The sequence below is a fragment of the Streptomyces sp. NPDC002853 genome (assembly GCF_053591915.1).
Genome location: NZ_JBSFUS010000008.1, coordinates 161,389 through 178,776 on the forward strand (window position 1 = coordinate 161,389; position 17,388 = coordinate 178,776).

Below are 17,388 nucleotides of genomic sequence, written 5' to 3' on the forward strand. Positions count from 1 at the left end.
CAACTCGGGTGTACGGAGCTGAAGATCAGGATTCCGGCCCGGCGGGGGTGCCTGCCAACCGGCAGGCACCCCTCTCACCGGTGGGGCCTTCCCCACCGGAGACCTAGGGGTAGCGCAGGTACCGCTTGCGCACGGCACGGAACCGCGCGAGGTCGTCGTGCCAGCCGGCCACCACCTCGTCCGTGTCGGCGCCCGCGTCGATCATGGTGCGGACCCGCGTGGTGCCCGTCAGCTTGTCGATCCAGTTGTCGGGGCGCCAGGCGAAGCCGCTCCAGGTCTTCTTGGCGGTCACCAGGAGCGCGATACCGGTGCGCACCGGGTCGAACGACTCCCGGTCGTGCACGTGGAGCTGCACGCCGCCGACCGTCTTGCCCTGGAACTTGGAGAACGTCGGCGCGAAATAGGCTTCCCTGAAGTGCACGCCGCGCAGCCCGGCGTCGTTCGCGGCGGCCGCCCACTTCCGGTCGATGCCGTCCGCGCCGAGCAGCTCGAAGGGGCGGGTCGTGCCGCGCCCCTCGGAGAGGTTGGTGCCCTCGAAGAGGCAGGTGCCGCTGTAGACCAGGGCGGTCTCGGGCGTGGGCATGTTCGGGCTCGGCGGCACCCACGGGAGCTCGGACGCGTCGTAGAAGTCCGAGCGCTTCCACCCGGTCATCCGTACGGTCTCCAGCTCGGCCGGGCGCTCCAGGAACTCGCCGTTGAACAGCAGCGCGAGCTCCGTCACCGTCATCCCGTGCGCCTGCGCTATCGGCTGCCGCCCGACGAACGTCGCGAACTCCTTGTGCAGCACGGGCCCGTAGGCACCCCGTCCCGTCACGGGGTTGGGCCGGTCCAGGACGACGAACCGCTTGCCCGCGAGCTCGGCCGACTCCATGCAGTCGAAGAGCGTCCAGATGTACGTGTAGAAGCGCGCGCCCACGTCCTGGATGTCGAAGACGATCGTGTCGACGCCGGACGCGGTGAAGATGTCGGCGAGGGCCTTGCCGCTCTTCTGGTACGTGTCGTAGACCGGAAGCCCGGTGGCCGGGTCGTCGTACCGGCCCTCGGAACCGCCCGCCTGGGCCGTCCCCCGGAAACCGTGCTCGGGGCCGAAGACCGCGACGAGGTTCACGCGCTCGTCGGCGTGCATGACGTCGACGATGTGGCGGACGTCCCTGGTCACGCCGGTCGGGTTGGTGACGACGCCGACCCGCTCGCCGTCCAGGAGCGCGTAGCCGTCGGCGGCCAGGCGGTCGAAGCCGGTGCGCAGCCTTCGGCCGCCGCCCGATCCGGCCCTGCCTCCCGCGGCGGCCGCCGGGGCCGCCGATGTGAGGGCCGTGGCGGTGGTGGCGGCCAGCAGGCCCCGTCTGGAGAAGCTGCGGCGGGACAGGTTCATGCAGGGACCTCCGTGTGCGCGGTGGCTGTCATGGCCACGCACGCTAGCGCGCGGACCGCGGACGGGGAACGAACCTGGCTGCCCGACCCTCTTCCATCCGAACATACCGACTGGTTAGTCTGCGATCACAGCGGAGCCGCAGTCGAAGGAGACTGATCGTGGAGACCCTGCAGGACAAGGGAGTTGTCGTCACCGGTGCCGGAGGCGGGATCGGGGCCGCGCTGGCCCGCCGGTTCGCCGCCGCCGGGGCGCGCGTCGTGGTCAACGACCTGGACGCCGCCAAGGCCAAGGCGGTGGCCGACGAGATCGGCGCCGTCTCCGTCCCGGGCGACGCATCCACGATCGTGCCGGAGGCCAGAGAGGCGCTCAGCGGCACCGTCGACGTGTACTGCGCCAACGCGGGCCTCGGCTCCGGCGGCTCGGAGGCCGCCCCCGAGGAGGTCTGGGCCACCGCCTGGGACGTCAACGTCATGGCCCACGTGCGCGCGGCCCACGCGCTGCTCCCCGAGTGGCTGGAGCGCGGCAGCGGCCGCTTCGTCTCCACCGTCTCGGCGGCGGGACTGCTCACCATGATCGGCGCCGCGCCCTACAGCGTCACCAAGCACGGCGCGTACGCCTTCGCCGAGTGGCTCTCGCTGACCTACCGCCACCGCGGGATCGACGTCCACGCGATCTGCCCCCAGGGCGTGCGCACCGACATGCTCGCCGCCACCGGCACCGCGGGCGACATCGTGCTCACGCCCACCGCGATCGAGCCGGAGGACGTCGCGGAGGCGCTCTTCGCGGGGATGGAGGAGAACCGCTTCCTGATCCTGCCGCACCCCGAGGTCGCCGAGTACTACCGCATCCGCGCCGCCGAACCGGACAAATGGCTCAGCGGCATGAACCACATCCAGCAGAAGTGGGAGGCGACGGAACGGTGAGCGACTCCTCCACGGCCACCGGTGCCTCCATATACGCCGCCAAGCCCTGGCTCGGCGTCCTCACCGAGGCCCAGCGCGGCCCGGTCGAACCCGCCGCGTCCGTCGTGCACGCCTTCCGCGCCGCGGTGCTGAGGGCCCCGGAGCACACCGCCCTCGCCTACTTCGACGGGCGCCTGAGCTACCGCGAGGTGGACGCCCTCACCGATTCCGTCGCCGGGCACCTGGCCGCGCGCGGCCTCGCCCGGGGCGACCGCGTCGCGATCCTGCTGCAGAACACCCCGCACTTCGTGATCGCGCTGCTCGGCGCGTGGAAGGCGGGCGCCACGGTCGTGCCGGTGAACCCCATGTACAAGTCGGCGGAGGTCGGGCACGTCCTCGCGGACGCCGACGTGACCGCGCTGATCTGCTCGGACCGCGCGTGGGAGACGTATCTGCGCGAGACGGCCGCCGCCTCTCCCGTACGCATCGTGCTCACCGCGTGCCAGCTCGACCTGCAGACCCGCGACGACACACGCGTCCTGGACTTCGAGCGGCTCCCGCAGGCCGCCGACGCCGATGACCTGGTGGCCGTGGCCGGCCAGGGACTCCCGGCCCCCGGCGACCGGCGGCTCGGCCCCGCCGACATCGCGCTGATCAGCTACACCTCGGGCACGAGCGGTCAGCCCAAGGGCGCCATGAACACCCACGGCAACATCACCTACAACGCCGAGCGGCAGCGCACCGGCTCCGGCATCCCCGAGGGCGCCTGCTACTTCGCGATGGCGCCGCTCTTCCACATCACCGGCATGGTCGCGCAGGTCGCCGCCTGTCTGACCAACGCGGGCACCCTCGCGCTCGCGTACCGCTTCGAGGCCGGAGTCGTCCTGGACGCCTTCGCCGAGCACCGGCCCGCGTACACCGTGGGACCCTCCACCGCCTTCATGGCGCTCGCCGCCCACCCCTCCGTCACGCGGGAGCACTTCGACTCCTTCGCGATGATCTCCTCGGGCGGCGCACCGCTGCCGCCCGCCCTGGTGGAGAAGTTCCGCGCGGGCTTCGGCCCCTACATCCACAACGGCTACGGCCTCACCGAGTGCACCGCGCCCTGCGCCTCCGTGCCGCCGGGCCAGGAGGCGCCGGTCGACCCGGTGTCCGGCACCCTCGCCGTCGGCGTCCCCGGCCCCGAGACGGTCGTCAGGATCGTCGACGACCACGGCGCGGACGTCCCCTTCGGGGAACAGGGCGAGATCACCGTGCGCGGCCCGCAGGTCGTGCCCGGCTACTGGAAGCGCCCCGACGCCACGGACGAGGCGTTCCCCGACGGCGAGCTGCGCACCGGCGACATCGGCTTCATGGACGAGCAGGGCTGGCTCTACGTGGTCGACCGCAAGAAGGACATGATCAACGCGTCCGGTTTCAAGGTATGGCCGCGTGAGGTGGAGGACGTCCTCTACAGTCACGCAGCCGTCCGTGAGGCGGCGGTCATCGGCGTCCCCGACAGCTACCGCGGCGAGACGGTCAAGGCGTTCGTCAGCCTGCGCCCGCAGGCCGACGTCGCGCCGGACGAACTGGCGGCGTACTGCAAGGAACGGCTCGCGGCGTACAAGTACCCCCGCGCGGTCGAGATCCTGCCGGAACTGCCGAAGACCACAAGTGGGAAGATCCTCCGGCGGGAACTGCGTTCCCGCAACGACACGGGCTCTCGGCACGAGAGCTGAATACCTCGAAAGGCAGGTGGCGGCAGTGGCCAGGACGACGGACGGTGACGGCACGCCCGTCCCTCAGCGGCTGCTCGCCGCCGCCACGCGGCTCTTCGCCGACCGCGGCTACGACCGCACATCGGTGCAGGAGATCGTGGAGTCGGCAGGCGTCACCAAGGGCGCGCTCTACCACTACTTCGGCTCGAAGGACGACCTCCTGCACGAGGTGTACGCACGGGTGCTGCGCGTCCAGCAGGAGCGTCTGGACGCCTACGCGGACGCCGACGCCCCCATCGAGCAGCGGGTGCGGGACGCGGCGGCGGACGTGGTCGTCACGACGATCGACAACCTCGACGACGCCTCGATCTTCTTCCGCTCCATGCACCACCTGAGCCCGGAGAAGAACAAGCAGGTGCGCTCCGAGCGCCGCCGCTACCACGAGCGGTTCCGCGCGCTGATCGAGGAGGGCCAGGAGGCCGGCGTCTTCTCCAGGGCGACCCCCGCGGACCTGGTGGTGGACTACCACTTCGGTTCGGTCCACCACCTGTCCACCTGGTACCGCCCGAACGGCCCGCTCACCCCGCAGCAGGTCGCCGACCACCTGGCGGACCTGCTGCTGAGGGCGCTGCGGCCGTAGCGGTACCTCCGCCCGGCTACAGGTACTTCTTCAACTCCCGCCGGGCGAGCGACCGCTGGTGCACCTCATCGGGCCCGTCGGCCAGGCGCAGCGTCCGCGCCGAGGCCCACAGCTCGGCGAGCGGGAAGTCCTGGCTCACGCCGCCCGCGCCGTGCAGCTGGACGGCCTGGTCGAGGATGTCGACGACCGTGCGCGGCGTGGCGATCTTGATGGACTGGATCTCCGTGTGCGCGCCCTTGTTCCCCACGGTGTCCATCAGCCACGCGGTCTTCAGGACGAGCAGCCGCAGCTGCTCCACCGCGACCCGGGCGTCCGCGATCCACTCCTGGACGACGCCCTGCTGGGCCAGCGGCTTGCCGAACGCCGTGCGCGCCACGGCCCGCCGGCACATCAGCTCGATGGCCCGCTCGGCCATGCCGATCAGGCGCATGCAGTGGTGGATGCGGCCGGGGCCCAGGCGCGCCTGCGCGATGGCGAAGCCGCCGCCCTCCTCGCCGATCAGGTTGCTCACGGGGACCCGCGCCCCGTCGAAGACGACCTCGGCGTGCCCGCCGTGGGAGTGGTCCTCGTAGCCGTACACCTGCATGGCGCGCCGTACCTCGACACCCGGGGTGTCACGCGGCACGAGCACCATCGACTGCTGGCGGCGCGGGTCGGAGTTCTCGGGGTCGGTCTTGCCCATCAGGATGAAGATCTGGCAGTCCGGGTTCATCGCCCCGGAGATGTACCACTTGCGCCCGGTGATGACGTATTCGTCGCCGTCGCGCTCGATGAGCGTGGTGATGTTCGTGGCGTCGGACGAGGCCACCTCGGGCTCGGTCATCGCGAACGCAGAGCGGATCTCACCGGCGAGCAGCGGCTCGAGCCACTGCTTCTTCTGCTCGTCGTTGCCGAACTGGGCGAGCACCTCCATGTTGCCGGTGTCCGGGGCCGCGCAGTTCAGCGCGGTGGGCGCCAGGTGCGGGGAGCGCCCGGTGATCTCGGCGAGGGGGGCGTACTGCAGGTTGGTGAGCCCGGCGCCGTGCTCGGCGTCCGGCAGGAAGAGGTTCCACAGGCCCTGCTTGCGGGCCTCGGCCTTCAGCTCACCGACGATCGCCGGGGTGTCCCAGGGAGAGGCGAGCTGGGCGCGCTGCTCCTCGGCGACCTTCTCCGCCGGGTACACGTGCTCGTCCATGAAGGTCAAGAGCTTGTCGCGCAGCTCCACGGTACGGGCGTCGAATGCGAAGTCCATGGCTGTCTCAGCCTTCCTGTCGTCCTTGGAGGGTGGTGAGGCCGTGCTCGATGAAGACGGGGACCAGCTCCCCGATGCGGTCGAAGCCCGCGCCGACCGTCTGGCCGAGCGTGTACCGGTAGTGGATGCCCTCCAGGATCACGGCGAGCTTGAACCACGCGAACGCCGTGTACCAGGCGACCGCGGAGACGTCGCGCCCCGAGCGCGCGGCGTACCGCTCGATCAGCTCGGCGGCGTCCGGGTGTCCCGGCGCGCCCGCCGTGGTGCTGATGGGGGAGTCCGGCAGTTCGAGCCGGGTGCTGTACATGACCAGGAGGCCCAGGTCGGTGAGCGGATCGCCGAGGGTGGACATCTCCCAGTCGAGGATCGCCTTGATCCGGTCGTCCTCGCCGATCAGGACGTTGTCGAGGCGGTAGTCACCGTGCACCACGGTGGGCGCGGGGGAGACGGGCAGCTGCCGCCCCAGGGCGGCGTGCAGCTCATCGATCCCCGCCAGGTCGCGGTTGCGCGAGGCGTCGAGCTGCTTGCCCCAGCGGCGCAGCTGCCGGTCGAGGAAGCCCTCGGGCCGCCCGAAGTCACCGAGACCGATCGCTTCCGGGGCCACGGAGTGCAGGTCGACGAGGGTGTCGACGAGCCCGAGGACCGCCGCGCGGGTGCGCTCGGCGCCCAGCGGCGCGAGCTCCTCGGCGGTGCGGTACGGGGTGCCGTCCACGAAGTCCATGACGTAGAAGGGCGCCCCGAGTACGTCGACGTCCTCGCAGAGCAGCACCGGCGCCGGCACCGGAACCTCGGTCCCTCGGTGCAGGGCGCTGATCACGCGGTGCTCGCGCTTCATGTCGTGCGCGGTCGCGAGGACGTGCCCGAGCGGTGGCCGCCGTACGACCCAGCGCGTGGTGCCGTCCGTCACGGCGTACGTCAGGTTCGACCGGCCGCCCTCGATCAGCCGGGCGGTGAGCGGGCCGCCCACGAGGTCCGGCCGCTCGCGGTCCAGATGGCCGCGCAACTTGTCGAGGTCGAGGCCTGGCGGATGGTCTGAGCTCATCTTCGCTCCTGGTCGGACGGTCGTCGTCGGGTGCGCGCTGCGTCGCGCTGACGTTCATGATGCCGACCAGTCGGTATGTAGTCCAGAGCGCAGCGCGAACGTGATCGGGATCGCGGAAGTGCCGATGCCCCCGTACATGCCGATCCCCCGCCACAGACTGCCAGTTGGCGCCCGCGCGGGGGAAGTCGGTCGAGCTGCTCGGCCCTGGTGGGCCTCAGTGGTCGTCCCAGTGACCGTCGTGCGCCGCGTGCCGGTGGCCGTCGTGCACGTAGTCCACGTGGTCGCCGTGCAGCACCGAGCTGTGCCCGCAGCCCTCGCCGTGCCGGTGGTCGTGCCCCTCGTGCACGGAGTGCTCGTCCGGCTCGCACTCGTCCCAGTGGCCGGAGTGCAGGCGGTGCATGTGGCCGTCGTGCGCGTAGTCGACGTGGTCGCCGTGCGGCACCTCGGGGTGGCCGCAGGCCGGGCCGTGGACATGCTCGTGGACGGGGTGTTCGTGGTGGAGCGTGGTCATGGCGACTACACCTTCCGTGGGAGGGGGTGACTCTCTCAGGCTAGTACTCAATGCCCCTTTGGTGGGGATATGGAAGGTTCGTTGATGTTTCCGTCACCCCATGAAGGCGCTCCCATGAAGCCGACCCCATGAAGGCGATCAGCTACCGCCGGTACGGCGGCCCCGAAGTCCTCGAGTACGGCGATGTGCGCGACCCCAAGGTCGGCCCCGACTCCGTCCTGGTGAAAGTCCGTGCCGCGTCGGTGAACCCCGTCGACTGGAAGTGCATGGGCGGGCACCTCGACGGCATCCTCGACCCCGTCTTCCCGGTGATCCCGGGCTGGGACGTCGCGGGCGTCGTGGTGCAGCCGGGCGCCGCCGCCCCGGAGTACGTGGTGGGGGACGAGGTCATCGGCTACGTACGCGAGGACTTCCTCTCCCGCGGCACCTTCGCCGAGTACGTGGCGGCTCCCGTGCGCACTTTGGCCCGCAAGCCGCGCAACCTCACCTTCGAGGAGGCCGCCGGCCTGCCGCTCACCGGGCTCACCGCCTATCAGGTGGTCGTCAGGACGCTCGCGGTGACGGAGGGCGAGGTCGTCCTCGTGCACGCGGCGGCCGGTGGCGTCGGCTCGGTCGCCGTCCAGCTGGCCCGGCACGCGGGCGCCCGCGTCATCGGCACCGCGAGCGAGCGCAACCACGACTTCCTGCGGGAACTCGGCGCGGAACCGGTCAGCTACGGCGACGGTCTGGCCGAACGCGTGCGGGCCCTCGCCCCGGACGGGGTGGACGCGGCCTTCGACACCGTCGGCGGCGACACCCTCAAGGTGTCCGCCGAACTCCTCGCGCCGGACGGCCGCCTCGCGTCGATCGCGGACGGCGCGGTGATCGGCCTCGGCGGCCACTACTGCTTCGTGCGTCCGGACGCGGACGACCTCCGGCGCCTCACGCAGCTGGTGGAGCAGGACGTCGTCACGGTCCACGTCTCCGAGACGTTCCCGCTGGAGCGGGCGGCCGACGCGTACCGCCTGAACGCGGAGGGCCGCACCCGGGGCAAGATCGTCGTCACCGTGGACTGGGCGACCGAGGAAGGGCCCGCAGATCACTGACGGCGGCGCACTGACGGCGGCGCACTGACGGCGGCGGCGCCTTGGTGCGACGGGCCGCTCAGAACACCATGGCCGTCGCGCACACCGCCAGCGCCATCGCGCACAGCGCGGCCGTCGCCGCGGCCCGCGCCGGAAGCCGGAGCGGCCTGCTGCTCGCGGCGAGCTCGGTCATCCTGCGGTGCGCCACGACCAGGAAACCGAGCCACACGAGCAGGCAGAGGGCGCAGGCGACGACGGCCACCGCGGTGGCGCCCTCCTGGAGGGCGGCGCGCGCAGCGAGAACCGACACGACCGTGCAGGACAGGGTCGTACGCCGCCACGCGAGCCGTGTGCGCTCCGGCTGCAGCCCCGGATCGCGCTCGGGAACAGCCGTCTCGCCCTGCTCGGTCACCCCTCCCACCCGAAGAGCACGACGACGACCATGGCGAGTGCCACGACCGCGACGGCCAGGCTCAGGACGGTCGGGAAGCGCGAGACGGGCAGATCGTCGCCGCGCCGCATCGCCCGCTCGCAGCGCACCCAGTGATTGACCGCGCGCAGCGAGCTGAGCACGCCCGCGGCGAGCAGGGCGAGCGCGAGCCCGATGCGCCACCCCCAGCGCAGGTCCGGCAGGAACTGGTCCACCGCGAAGCCGCCGCCGATGAGGGCGAGCGCGGTGCGCAGCCAGGCGAGGAAGGTGCGCTCGTTGGCGAGCGAGAAGCGGTAGTCGGGGGTGTCACCCTCGTCGCGGATCCGCTCGGGCGCGAACCACAGGCGCAGGGTCTGTACGAAGTTGCTCACTCGCCGCACCCTAACCGGCGCTAACCCGCACGGAACTCCCGCAGTCGCTCGTACGCCGCGAGCCCGTCCGGGACCCATGCCCACTCGCCGAGCCGCTCCGTGAGCTCCTCCTCGGTGAGGAAGGCGTGCCAGGCGACCTCCTCGGCCTGCGGGTCCACCGGCAGGTCGCAGCGCACCTCGTAGAGGTACGACCACCAGCTGTGCCCCGCGCCGTCCTCGTAGAGGAACTTGAACAGCGGTGTGGGTTGCGGCAGTCCGTGCACGCCGAGCTCCTCCTGCGCCTCGCGCAGGGCCGCGTCGTCGTAGGACTCGCCGGCCCCGACGACACCGCCGACGAACATGTCGTACATCGAGGGGAAGACCAGTTTGACCGGTGTGCGCCGGTGGACGAACACGCGCCCCTCGGCGTCCCGTGCCTGGACGAACACGCAACGGTGACGCAGGCCGCGCGCGTACACCTCACCGCGCGGGGCCTCGCCGACGACCTCGTCGTTCTCGTCGACGATGGACAGGATCTCTTCGCTGGGATCGGGCACGGTCCGGCTGTTCGTCGTCATGACGGCCATCCAACCCCACCACGCCGATCGGCCGCCCTCACTGCCCCATGACGTACTTGACGGTCGGGCCCGCGGTCCAGCCGCCGTCGACGGCGAGCTCGGCGCCGGTCACGTACGAGGCGGCGTCGGAGAGCAGGAAGACCATGGCGCCCGCGATCTCGTGCGGCTCGCCGACCCGGCCCATCGGGGTGTTGGGGTACTTGCCCTCGCCCTTCTCGATGCCCACCTGCGCGGTCATCGGGGTGTACGTCATGCCCGGGTGGACGGAGTTGACGCGGATGCGGGCGGTGCCGAGCTCCACGGCGCCGATCTTGGTGAGGCCGCGGACGCCCCACTTGGACGCGCCGTAACCGGCGGTGAGGGCCAGGCCCATGAGCCCGGCCGCCGACGAGATGTTGACGATGGAGCCGCCGCCCGCCTCCTTCATGGCCGGGACGACGCTCTTCATGCCGATGAAGACACCGGTGAGGTTGATGTCGAGGACCTTGCGGAAGTGCTCGACCGACTCCGACTCCAGGAACTGGCCCGTGGAGATGCCGGCGTTGTTGACCAGCCCGTGGACCCCGCCGAACTCGCCGACCGCGAGGGCCACGACGCGCTGCCAGTCCTCCTCCGAGGTCACGTCGTGGTGCGCGAAGCGGGCGCGCTCGCCGAGCTCGGCGGCGGTGACCTCGCCCTCCTTGTCGAGCACGTCGGTCAGGACGACGTTCGCACCGGCGGCGACCGCCTGGCGTGCGGCCTCGGCACCGAGGCCGCGGGCCGCTCCGGTGATGACGACGGTCTTGCCGGTGAGGTCGTGCGCTGCGCTCATGGTTCTCTCCGCGGGACAGGGGCCCGAAGCAGGGCCGTGGTGGTCTCGACGAGGTCCGCGAGGAAGAGCGGTTCGTCGGTCAGGGGGGTGGTGCCCGCCAGGTACTGGCCCGCGCGGTCGGCCATGGCTGCGCCGATCAGGGTGAGGGCCAGGTCGAGGCGTTCGAGCCGCAGCGGCTCGGGGAGGTCGGTGAGGCAGTTCTCGACGCGGCCGATCAGCTCCCAGTAGACGGTGCCGTCGAGGGTCGGGTGCGGGGTGCGGCTGCGGACGCCGCTCTCGTGGCTGAGCTGGGCCGAGATGCGCAGGCAGCGGCGGCCCCGTTCGGAGCGCAGCTCGGTGGCCTCCGCGTGCACCAGGGCCGTGAGCAGCCCGCCAAGGCCGTCCGCCGCCTGCTCCAGCTCGGCGGCGAGCATCTTCTCCGTACGCGTCTGGCGCTCGGCCATGACGGCGTCCAGGAGGCCCGCGCGGCTGCCGAAGTGGTACTGGACGGCGGAAGGGTTGCTCTGTCCCGCGAGTCGCACGATGTCCCGCAGCTGCGCGCCGTGCACGCCTTGCGCGGCGAAGACGTCCTCGCCCGCGCGGATCAGCTTCTCCCGGGTCTCGGGTCCTGAGGTCCTGGCCATGCGGTCATCGTAATGCTGGCCATTATTAAAAGCCAGGAGCTGTTCCAGGGGCCAGACGGTTGACGCCGCTCCCGCGGTTACTCAGGATCTGACTCACCAGTAAGCCCCTGCTTAGGAGGAACCCCCGGATGGCCTACGACGCAGACGTCATCGTGATCGGCGCGGGCCTCGCCGGCCTCGCCGCCACCGCGGAACTCGTCGACGCGGGCCGCCGGGTCATCCTCGTCGACCAGGAGCCCGAGCAGTCGCTCGGCGGCCAGGCGCACTGGTCCTTCGGCGGGCTCTTCTTCGTCGACTCCCCGGAGCAGCGCAGGCTCCGCATCAAGGACTCCCGCGCCCTGGCCCTCCAGGACTGGATGGGCACGGCCGCCTTCGACCGCCCCGAGGACCACTGGCCCCGTCAATGGGCCGAGGCGTACGTCGACTTCGCCGCGGGCGAGAAGCGGCCCTGGCTGTACGGACAGGGTGTGCGGTTCTTCCCCGTGGTGGGCTGGGCGGAGCGCGGCGGCTACGACGCGCAGGGGCACGGCAACTCGGTGCCGCGCTTCCACATCACCTGGGGCACGGGTCCCGGCCTCGTCGCCCCCTTCGAGCGCCGGGTGCGCGAAGGCGTCGCCCGCGGCCTCGTGCAGCTCAAGTTCCGCCACCGCGTCTCGGGCCTGTCCCGCAGCGCGGGCAGCGTCGACACCGTCACCGGCGAGATCCTCGAGCCCTCCGACGCCGAGCGCGGCACGGCCAGCAGCCGTGAGGTCACCGGCTCCTTCGAGTTCAGGGCCCAGGCGGTGATCGTCACCTCCGGCGGCATCGGCGGCAACCACGACCTCGTGCGCGCCAACTGGCCCGAACGCCTGGGCACTCCGCCGGAGCGGACGGTCTCCGGCGTGCCCGCGCACGTCGACGGGCGGATGCTCGGCATCACGGAGGGAGCGGGCGCGCGGCTCATCAACCGCGACCGCATGTGGCACTACACCGAGGGCATCCAGAACTGGAACCCCATCTGGGACAACCACGGCATCCGCATCCTGCCGGGCCCCTCCTCACTCTGGCTCGACGCGCGCGGCGACCGGCTGCCCGTGCCGCTCTTCCCCGGCTTCGACACCCTCGGCACGCTCGAACACATCATGAAGTCGGGCTACGAGTACACGTGGTTCGTGCTCAACCAGCGCATCATCGGCAAGGAGTTCACGCTCAGCGGCTCGGAGCAGAACCCTGACCTCACCGGCAAGTCCGTGCGCGGCGTCATCGACCGGGCGCGCGCGGATGTCGCCGCCCCGGTGAAGGCGTTCATGGACAACGGCGCCGACTTCGTCGTGGAGAAGGACCTCTCCTCCCTGGTGCGCGGCATGAACGCGCTCACCAAGGAGCCCCTCATCGACGAGGCCGCGCTGCGCCGCACCATCACCGCGCGCGACCGCGAGATCGCCAACCCCTTCACCAAGGACCTCCAGGTCACCGCGATCCACGGCGCCCGCAAGTTCCTCGGCGACCGCCTCATCAGGGCCGCGGCCCCGCACCGCATCCTCGACCCCAAGGCGGGCCCGCTCGTCGCGGTGCGGCTCAACATCCTCACCCGCAAGACCCTCGGCGGCCTGGAGACCGACCTGTCGTCGCGCGTCCTGGCCCAGGGCGGCGAACCGCTGCCCGGTGTGTACGCGGCGGGAGAGGCGGCCGGGTTCGGCGGCGGGGGAGTGCACGGCTACCGCTCGCTCGAAGGAACCTTCCTGGGTGGCTGCCTCTTCTCGGGGCGCACGGCGGGCCGGGCGGCGGCCAAGTCGGTGAGCTGACGGGGGCGTTCGTCGCGCCGTGGCGTGATCGTCGCCGCTTGTCCGAATCGTGTCCTGTCGGTCAACTGCGCAGGTCGGGGGTGAAGTCTGAGGATTTAGAAACGAGTTGGTGAAGGGGCCCGGGTAAGGCAGACCTTGACTGGAGGGCTGCCTACCGCTTTGCTGTGCGTGATCATCCGTACGCGAGCCGCGCCGGGGAGGAAGTCCCGCGGTGTCACCACCCCCACCCCCCTTGGGCCGTTCCCGCAAGCGAGCGGCCTACGCCTTCGACCCCGCACTCGACGACACCGAACTCGCCGACGCCCGCACCGCCTTGGCCCAGGGACGCTGGACCGAGGTCCGCGCGCTGCTCGCCGCCACCGGTGACGACTGGGACCGCAGGGGGCACCGGTTCGACGTACTCGCGCAGGAGCACACCACCACCGCCTGGGCCCGTGACTGGCGGCTCGCCGAGCCGGAGAGCACCGATGTCCTCGTGCTGCTCGCCTATGCGTCCGTACACCTCGCGCTGCGCGGCAAGGGGCGCTCCGAGAAGGCCCGGGACGCCTGCCGTGAAGTGGCCGCGCTGCTGCCGGCCGACCCCACACCGTGGCTCGCGCTGCTCACCCTGGAGCGTTCACTCGGCCGCGAGGAGGACGTCGTACGGCTCTTCGACGAGGTCCGCCACCGGCACCCCGAGCACCATCACGCCCACCATCTGATGGTGGCGAGGCTCGCCGAGCGGCGCCCCGCCGCGGGCCAGGACCCACTGCACGAGGTGTACGACTTCGCCGCCTGGGCGGCCGAACAGGCACCCGCGGACTCGCCGTTGGCGGTCCTGCCGGTCATCGCGCACGCCGAGCGCTACCGCGTGCTCGCCGCTGCGGGCAGCGAGCCCGTGAACCCGGTGGCCTCCGAGCACTGGACGGGACGCCGGGCCCGGCAGGTCATGAAGGCCGCCTTCGACTGGTGGCTCGAGTGGCAGATGCCCAGGAGCCCCGAGAGCACAGCCCACCCGCGCGCCCATGTCGACCTCAACTTCCTCGCCCACGCCAAGTTCTGCGAGGACCGGGCCGCCGAGGCGGCCGCCCTCTTCCACCGCATCGGGCGGCACGCGACCCGAGCCCCCTGGTCGTACCCGGACCGGGACCCGTACAAGGCCTTCACCGCCGCGCGCAGCGCCGCGCTCGGCTCCGCCTGACCCACCGCACCAACCCGCCGAATCGAAAGGACAACCGCGCCATGGCGACGGGCAGTTCGAGCAGCACGAGCGACACGAGACCCGCGAGCGGACCCGCCAAGAGCGCCGCCGACGGCAGCGGGATCAGCACGTACAAGGGTCAGGAGACGGCGCTGCGGGCCGGCCGCCTCGGCACGGCGGGTCTCCTCCTGTCCGTGCTCGCGGCGACCGGGCCGCTCATGGTCGTCGCCGGTGTCATGCCCACCACATACGGCGTGATGGGTGTGGTGGGACAGCCGCTGCTCTTCCTCATCCTCGGCGTGGTCCTCGGTCTGTTCAGCTTCGGCTACGCGGAGATGAGCCGGCACGTACACAACGCGGGTGCCTTCTACGCGTACATATCGAGGGGCCTGGGAGGCACCGCGGGCGCGGGTGCCTCGCTGGTCGCGCTCGTCGCCTACAGCGTGCTGCAGGCGGGGCTCTACGGCCTCCTCGGCTTCGAGGTGTCCGGGCTGCTGCACACCTACTTCGACGTCGAGGTCGCCTGGTGGATACCGGCACTCGTCACCGTCGCCGTCGTCGCGGTGCTCGCCTGGCTGAAGATCGACCTGAACGCGCGTGTCCTCGGCGTGCTGCTGCTCATCGAGGTGGCGCTCGTCGTCATCTTCGACATCGCTGCCATCGCGGACCCGGCCAAGGAGGGCCTGTCCCTGGAGGCGTTCCACTTCGACACCCTCACGGGGGCGGGCGTCGCCACCTCGCTCTGCTTCTGCATCGCCGCCTTCACCGGCTTCGAGCAGGCCCCCGTGTACGCGGAGGAGACCGACCGCCCGCAGGTCGTCGTCGCCCGCGTGATGTTCTTCGCGGTGGGCTTCGTCGCGATCTTCTTCGCGATCAGTTCCTGGGCGCTCTCGGTCGCCGCGGGTCCCTCCGGCATCGTTTCCGCCGCGCAGGAACAGAGCGCCGGGCTGCTCTTCGGGCTCACCGAGTCCCGGCTCGGCGGCACCTTCACCGACGTACTCCATGTCCTGTTCGTGACGGGCATGTTCGCGGCGATCCTTTCCTTCCACAACGTGGTCGCGCGATACGCCTTCGCCATGGGCCGTGAGGGTCTGCTGCCCGCCGCGTTCGGAAAGACGAACACCTCCACCGGCGCCCCCGGTACCGGCTCCCTGCTCCAGACGGTCATCTCCGTGCTGATCGTGGTGGCCTTCGCGGTCACCGACGACGGAGCCTTCGGCGACCCGACCGCCCCGGTCCTGCACCTGTTCACCTGGGGCGGCAACATCGGTGCCCTCGGCGTCATCCTCCTGATGGCCACGGCGTCCGTCGCGGTCATCGTCTTCTTCGTACGGCGCGGCGCCGCGCGCGCCCAGGCATGGCGCATCACCGCCTCCGCGCTCGCCGCGGTCGGCCTGCTCGTCATCGCGGGTTACACCGTCAAGGACTTCGACGTCCTGGTCGGCGCGGACTCCGGGTCGGCGCTCAGCTGGGTGCTGCCCGGCATCATCCTGCTCGCCGCTCTCGTCGGCGTGGTCTACGGCCTGTTCCTGCGCTCGACCAAGCCGGAGGCGCACGCCCGGATCGGCCTGGGCAACGAGGCGTTCCAGCTGGAGAAGGCGGCGAAGACGCCGGGCGAGTAGGGGCCGGGCCGAAGGTGACACCTGGTGGCGCGGGCAGACGCAGACGCCGGACGGGCTGGTGACAGCCCGTCCGGCGTTTCAGGACGATCTCGGCGCAGCCGGACCCCGGCTAGATCACGAGCGACAGCAACAGCACGAACCCGCCCGCGACCACGGAGATGATCGTCTCCATGACCGACCAGGTCTTGATCGTCTGCCCGACGCTCATCCCGAAGTACTCCTTCACCAGCCAGAACCCCGCGTCGTTCACGTGCGAGAAGAAGAGCGAACCCGCTCCGATGGCGAGCACGAGCAGCGCCGTGTGCGTGTCGGACATGTTCGCGGCCAGCGGCGCCACGAGACCCGCGGCCGAGATGGTGGCGACGGTCGCCGAACCCGTGGCGAGGCGGATCACGACGGCGATCAGCCAGGCGAGCAGCAGCGCCGGAATCGACCAGTCCTCGGAGATCTCCAGGACCATCTTGCCGACACCCGACTCGATGAGGGTCTGCTTGAAACCGCCACCCGCTCCCACGATCATCAGCACACCGGCGATCGGCGCGAGCGACTTCTCGACGGTGGTCGAGAGTTGCCCCTTGGTGAAGCCGGCCGCACGGCCCAGCGTGAACATGCCCACGATGACCGCCGCGAGCAGTGCGATCAGCGGCGATCCGACGACGTCGAAGACGCGCTGAACCGTGTGCTCGGGGTTGTCGACGATGATGTCGACCAGGGCCTTGGCCAGCATCATCACGACGGGCAGCAGCACGGTCGCGACCGTCACGCCGAACCCGGGACGCTTCTCCAGGTCCTCCGAAGGACGCTGCGGCGTCATCTTCTCGGGGACGGGGACGTCCACCCACTTCGCCGCGTACTTCGAGAAGACCGGCCCGGCGATGATCACCGTCGGGATGGCGACGAGCACGCCGAGGGCGAGGGTGATGCCGAGGTTCGCGTCCACCGCGTCGATCGCGACCAGCGGGCCGGGGTGCGGCGGGATGAGCCCGTGCATCACGGACAGGCCGGCCAGGGCCGGGATGCCGATCCGCATCAGCGAGTAGTTGCCGCGCTTGGCGACCATCAGGACGACCGGGATCAGCAGCACGATGCCGACCTCGAAGAAGAGCGGGAGCCCGATCACCGAGGCGATCAGGACCATCGCCCACGGCATGGAGCGCCCGCCCGCCTTGGCCAGGATCGTGTCGACGATCTGGTCCGCGCCGCCGGAGTCGGCGAGCAGCTTGCCGAGGATCGCGCCGAGAGCGATCAGCACACCCACGCCCGCGACCGTCGAGCCGAGACCTGCGGTGAAGCTGGCGATCGCCTTGTCGAGCGGGGCGCCCGCGAAGGCGCCCAGGGCGAGCGAACCGATGGTCAGGGCCAGGAACGCGTGCAGCTTGAACTTCGTGATGAGCAGGACGATGACGGCGATGCCCGCGAGGACGGCGATACCCAGCTGGGCATGGCCAGCGGAGGTGATCGGCTCGACGGCGTCCGCTGCCAGCATCTCAACGCTGAGACTGGTCACGGTGTCTTCCTTGTACGTCAGGGGAGGGGGTGCGGGGGACGGGG

At 71.1% G+C, this 17,388-nt stretch carries 17 protein-coding genes; 7 read left to right on the top strand and 10 right to left on the bottom strand.

Annotated elements, in window-relative coordinates:
• Nucleotides 1-103: 103 nt before the first annotated feature.
• Nucleotides 104-1,372, bottom strand: coding sequence for an exo-beta-N-acetylmuramidase NamZ family protein (locus tag ACWD02_RS22775; protein WP_451213762.1), 1,269 nt, complete (start codon nucleotides 1,370-1,372; stop codon nucleotides 104-106).
• 155 nt (nucleotides 1,373-1,527) lie between these two features.
• Between ACWD02_RS22775 and ACWD02_RS22780 the strand changes: the two genes are divergently transcribed.
• From ACWD02_RS22780 to ACWD02_RS22790, 3 genes are read left to right on the top strand one after another with little or no spacing between them, the layout of a single operon-like run.
• Entirely contained in the window at nucleotides 1,528-2,295 is a 768-nt protein-coding gene (locus tag ACWD02_RS22780) for an SDR family NAD(P)-dependent oxidoreductase (RefSeq protein ID WP_451214572.1), read from the top strand.
• Nucleotides 2,292-3,992 carry a class I adenylate-forming enzyme family protein gene (locus ACWD02_RS22785; protein WP_451213765.1) on the top strand — a complete coding sequence of 567 codons (1,701 nt, stop codon included), beginning with the start codon at nucleotides 2,292-2,294 and terminating at the stop codon, nucleotides 3,990-3,992. Before ACWD02_RS22780 ends, ACWD02_RS22785 begins: the two co-directional genes overlap by 4 nt.
• 25 nt (nucleotides 3,993-4,017) lie before the next feature.
• Nucleotides 4,018-4,611 carry a TetR/AcrR family transcriptional regulator gene (locus ACWD02_RS22790; protein WP_451213767.1) on the top strand — a complete coding sequence of 198 codons (594 nt, stop codon included), beginning with the start codon at nucleotides 4,018-4,020 and terminating at the stop codon, nucleotides 4,609-4,611.
• Nucleotides 4,612-4,627: 16 nt separating this feature from the next.
• Here ACWD02_RS22790 and ACWD02_RS22795 read toward each other — a convergent pair whose 3' ends face one another.
• The 3 genes from ACWD02_RS22795 to ACWD02_RS22805 all read right to left on the bottom strand — a co-directional run bounded on the left by ACWD02_RS22795 (nucleotide 4,628) and on the right by ACWD02_RS22805 (nucleotide 7,395).
• Nucleotides 4,628-5,842, bottom strand: coding sequence for an acyl-CoA dehydrogenase family protein (locus ACWD02_RS22795; protein WP_451213770.1), 1,215 nt, complete (start codon nucleotides 5,840-5,842; stop codon nucleotides 4,628-4,630).
• 7 nt (nucleotides 5,843-5,849) lie between these two features.
• Nucleotides 5,850-6,884 carry a phosphotransferase family protein gene (locus ACWD02_RS22800; RefSeq protein WP_451213773.1) on the bottom strand — a complete coding sequence of 345 codons (1,035 nt, stop codon included), beginning with the start codon at nucleotides 6,882-6,884 and terminating at the stop codon, nucleotides 5,850-5,852.
• A 214-nt stretch (nucleotides 6,885-7,098) separates the two neighbouring features.
• Nucleotides 7,099-7,395, bottom strand: a complete 297-nt coding sequence (locus ACWD02_RS22805; protein WP_363312015.1) for a hypothetical protein — start codon at nucleotides 7,393-7,395, stop codon at nucleotides 7,099-7,101.
• Between the two features lie 128 nt (nucleotides 7,396-7,523).
• On the opposite strand from ACWD02_RS22805, the gene ACWD02_RS22810 reads away from it, so the two are divergent.
• Nucleotides 7,524-8,480 (top strand): NADP-dependent oxidoreductase, encoded by a 957-nt coding sequence (locus ACWD02_RS22810; protein ID WP_451213776.1) that lies wholly within the window; start codon nucleotides 7,524-7,526, stop codon nucleotides 8,478-8,480.
• Between the two features lie 58 nt (nucleotides 8,481-8,538).
• Here the strand turns inward: ACWD02_RS22810 and ACWD02_RS22815 are convergent, their stop codons facing one another.
• Genes ACWD02_RS22815 through ACWD02_RS22835 form a run of 5 tightly spaced genes read right to left on the bottom strand, consistent with a single transcriptional unit; the run spans nucleotide 8,539 to nucleotide 11,251 of the window.
• A complete protein-coding gene (locus ACWD02_RS22815; protein WP_451213778.1) occupies nucleotides 8,539-8,880 on the bottom strand; it encodes a DUF202 domain-containing protein in 342 nt (113 codons plus the stop codon).
• On the bottom strand, nucleotides 8,868-9,260 hold the full coding sequence (locus ACWD02_RS22820) for a DUF202 domain-containing protein (RefSeq protein WP_160504099.1): 393 nt from the start codon (nucleotides 9,258-9,260) through the stop codon (nucleotides 8,868-8,870). The genes ACWD02_RS22815 and ACWD02_RS22820 overlap by 13 nt, the downstream gene beginning before the upstream one ends.
• Nucleotides 9,261-9,280: 20 nt before the next feature.
• Nucleotides 9,281-9,817: an NUDIX hydrolase gene (locus ACWD02_RS22825; protein WP_451213782.1), complete on the bottom strand. Its 537-nt coding sequence runs from the start codon at nucleotides 9,815-9,817 to the stop codon at nucleotides 9,281-9,283.
• A 37-nt stretch (nucleotides 9,818-9,854) separates the two neighbouring features.
• A complete protein-coding gene (locus tag ACWD02_RS22830) occupies nucleotides 9,855-10,628 on the bottom strand; it encodes a glucose 1-dehydrogenase (RefSeq protein WP_451213785.1) in 774 nt (257 codons plus the stop codon).
• Complete coding sequence (locus tag ACWD02_RS22835) at nucleotides 10,625-11,251, bottom strand: TetR family transcriptional regulator (RefSeq protein ID WP_451213788.1); 627 nt, start codon at nucleotides 11,249-11,251, stop codon at nucleotides 10,625-10,627. The genes ACWD02_RS22830 and ACWD02_RS22835 overlap by 4 nt, the downstream gene beginning before the upstream one ends.
• A gap of 128 nt (nucleotides 11,252-11,379) precedes the next feature.
• On the opposite strand from ACWD02_RS22835, the gene ACWD02_RS22840 reads away from it, so the two are divergent.
• From ACWD02_RS22840 to ACWD02_RS22850, 3 genes are all read left to right on the top strand, one after another.
• A complete protein-coding gene (locus ACWD02_RS22840) occupies nucleotides 11,380-13,035 on the top strand; it encodes an FAD-binding dehydrogenase (RefSeq protein ID WP_451213790.1) in 1,656 nt (551 codons plus the stop codon).
• Nucleotides 13,036-13,246: 211 nt separating this feature from the next.
• A complete protein-coding gene (locus ACWD02_RS22845) occupies nucleotides 13,247-14,215 on the top strand; it encodes a hypothetical protein (protein WP_451213793.1) in 969 nt (322 codons plus the stop codon).
• 41 nt (nucleotides 14,216-14,256) lie between these two features.
• The gene (locus tag ACWD02_RS22850; protein WP_451213794.1) at nucleotides 14,257-15,837 is read left to right on the top strand and encodes an APC family permease; all 1,581 of its coding nucleotides are present in this window, start codon (nucleotides 14,257-14,259) and stop codon (nucleotides 15,835-15,837) included.
• A gap of 109 nt (nucleotides 15,838-15,946) precedes the next feature.
• Here ACWD02_RS22850 and ACWD02_RS22855 read toward each other — a convergent pair whose 3' ends face one another.
• Nucleotides 15,947-17,344: a GntT/GntP/DsdX family permease gene (locus ACWD02_RS22855; RefSeq protein ID WP_451213797.1), complete on the bottom strand. Its 1,398-nt coding sequence runs from the start codon at nucleotides 17,342-17,344 to the stop codon at nucleotides 15,947-15,949.
• Nucleotides 17,345-17,388: the final 44 nt, after the last annotated feature.

Bases quoted from the DNA above. Each gene is read 5' to 3' on its own strand.
- ACWD02_RS22775 (WP_451213762.1), bottom strand. From the start codon at position 1,372: ATGAACCTGTCCCGCCGCAGCTTCTCCAGACGGGGCCTGCTGGCCGCC.
- ACWD02_RS22795 (WP_451213770.1), bottom strand. From the start codon at position 5,842: ATGGACTTCGCATTCGACGCCCGTACCGTGGAGCTGCGCGACAAGCTC.
- ACWD02_RS22800 (WP_451213773.1), bottom strand. From the start codon at position 6,884: ATGAGCTCAGACCATCCGCCAGGCCTCGACCTCGACAAGTTGCGCGGC.
- ACWD02_RS22805 (WP_363312015.1), bottom strand. From the start codon at position 7,395: ATGACCACGCTCCACCACGAACACCCCGTCCACGAGCATGTCCACGGC.
- ACWD02_RS22810 (WP_451213776.1), top strand. From the start codon at position 7,524: ATGAAGGCGATCAGCTACCGCCGGTACGGCGGCCCCGAAGTCCTCGAG.
- ACWD02_RS22825 (WP_451213782.1), bottom strand. From the start codon at position 9,817: ATGACGACGAACAGCCGGACCGTGCCCGATCCCAGCGAAGAGATCCTG.
- ACWD02_RS22830 (WP_451213785.1), bottom strand. From the start codon at position 10,628: ATGAGCGCAGCGCACGACCTCACCGGCAAGACCGTCGTCATCACCGGA.
- ACWD02_RS22835 (WP_451213788.1), bottom strand. From the start codon at position 11,251: ATGGCCAGGACCTCAGGACCCGAGACCCGGGAGAAGCTGATCCGCGCG.
- ACWD02_RS22840 (WP_451213790.1), top strand. From the start codon at position 11,380: ATGGCCTACGACGCAGACGTCATCGTGATCGGCGCGGGCCTCGCCGGC.
- ACWD02_RS22850 (WP_451213794.1), top strand. From the start codon at position 14,257: ATGGCGACGGGCAGTTCGAGCAGCACGAGCGACACGAGACCCGCGAGC.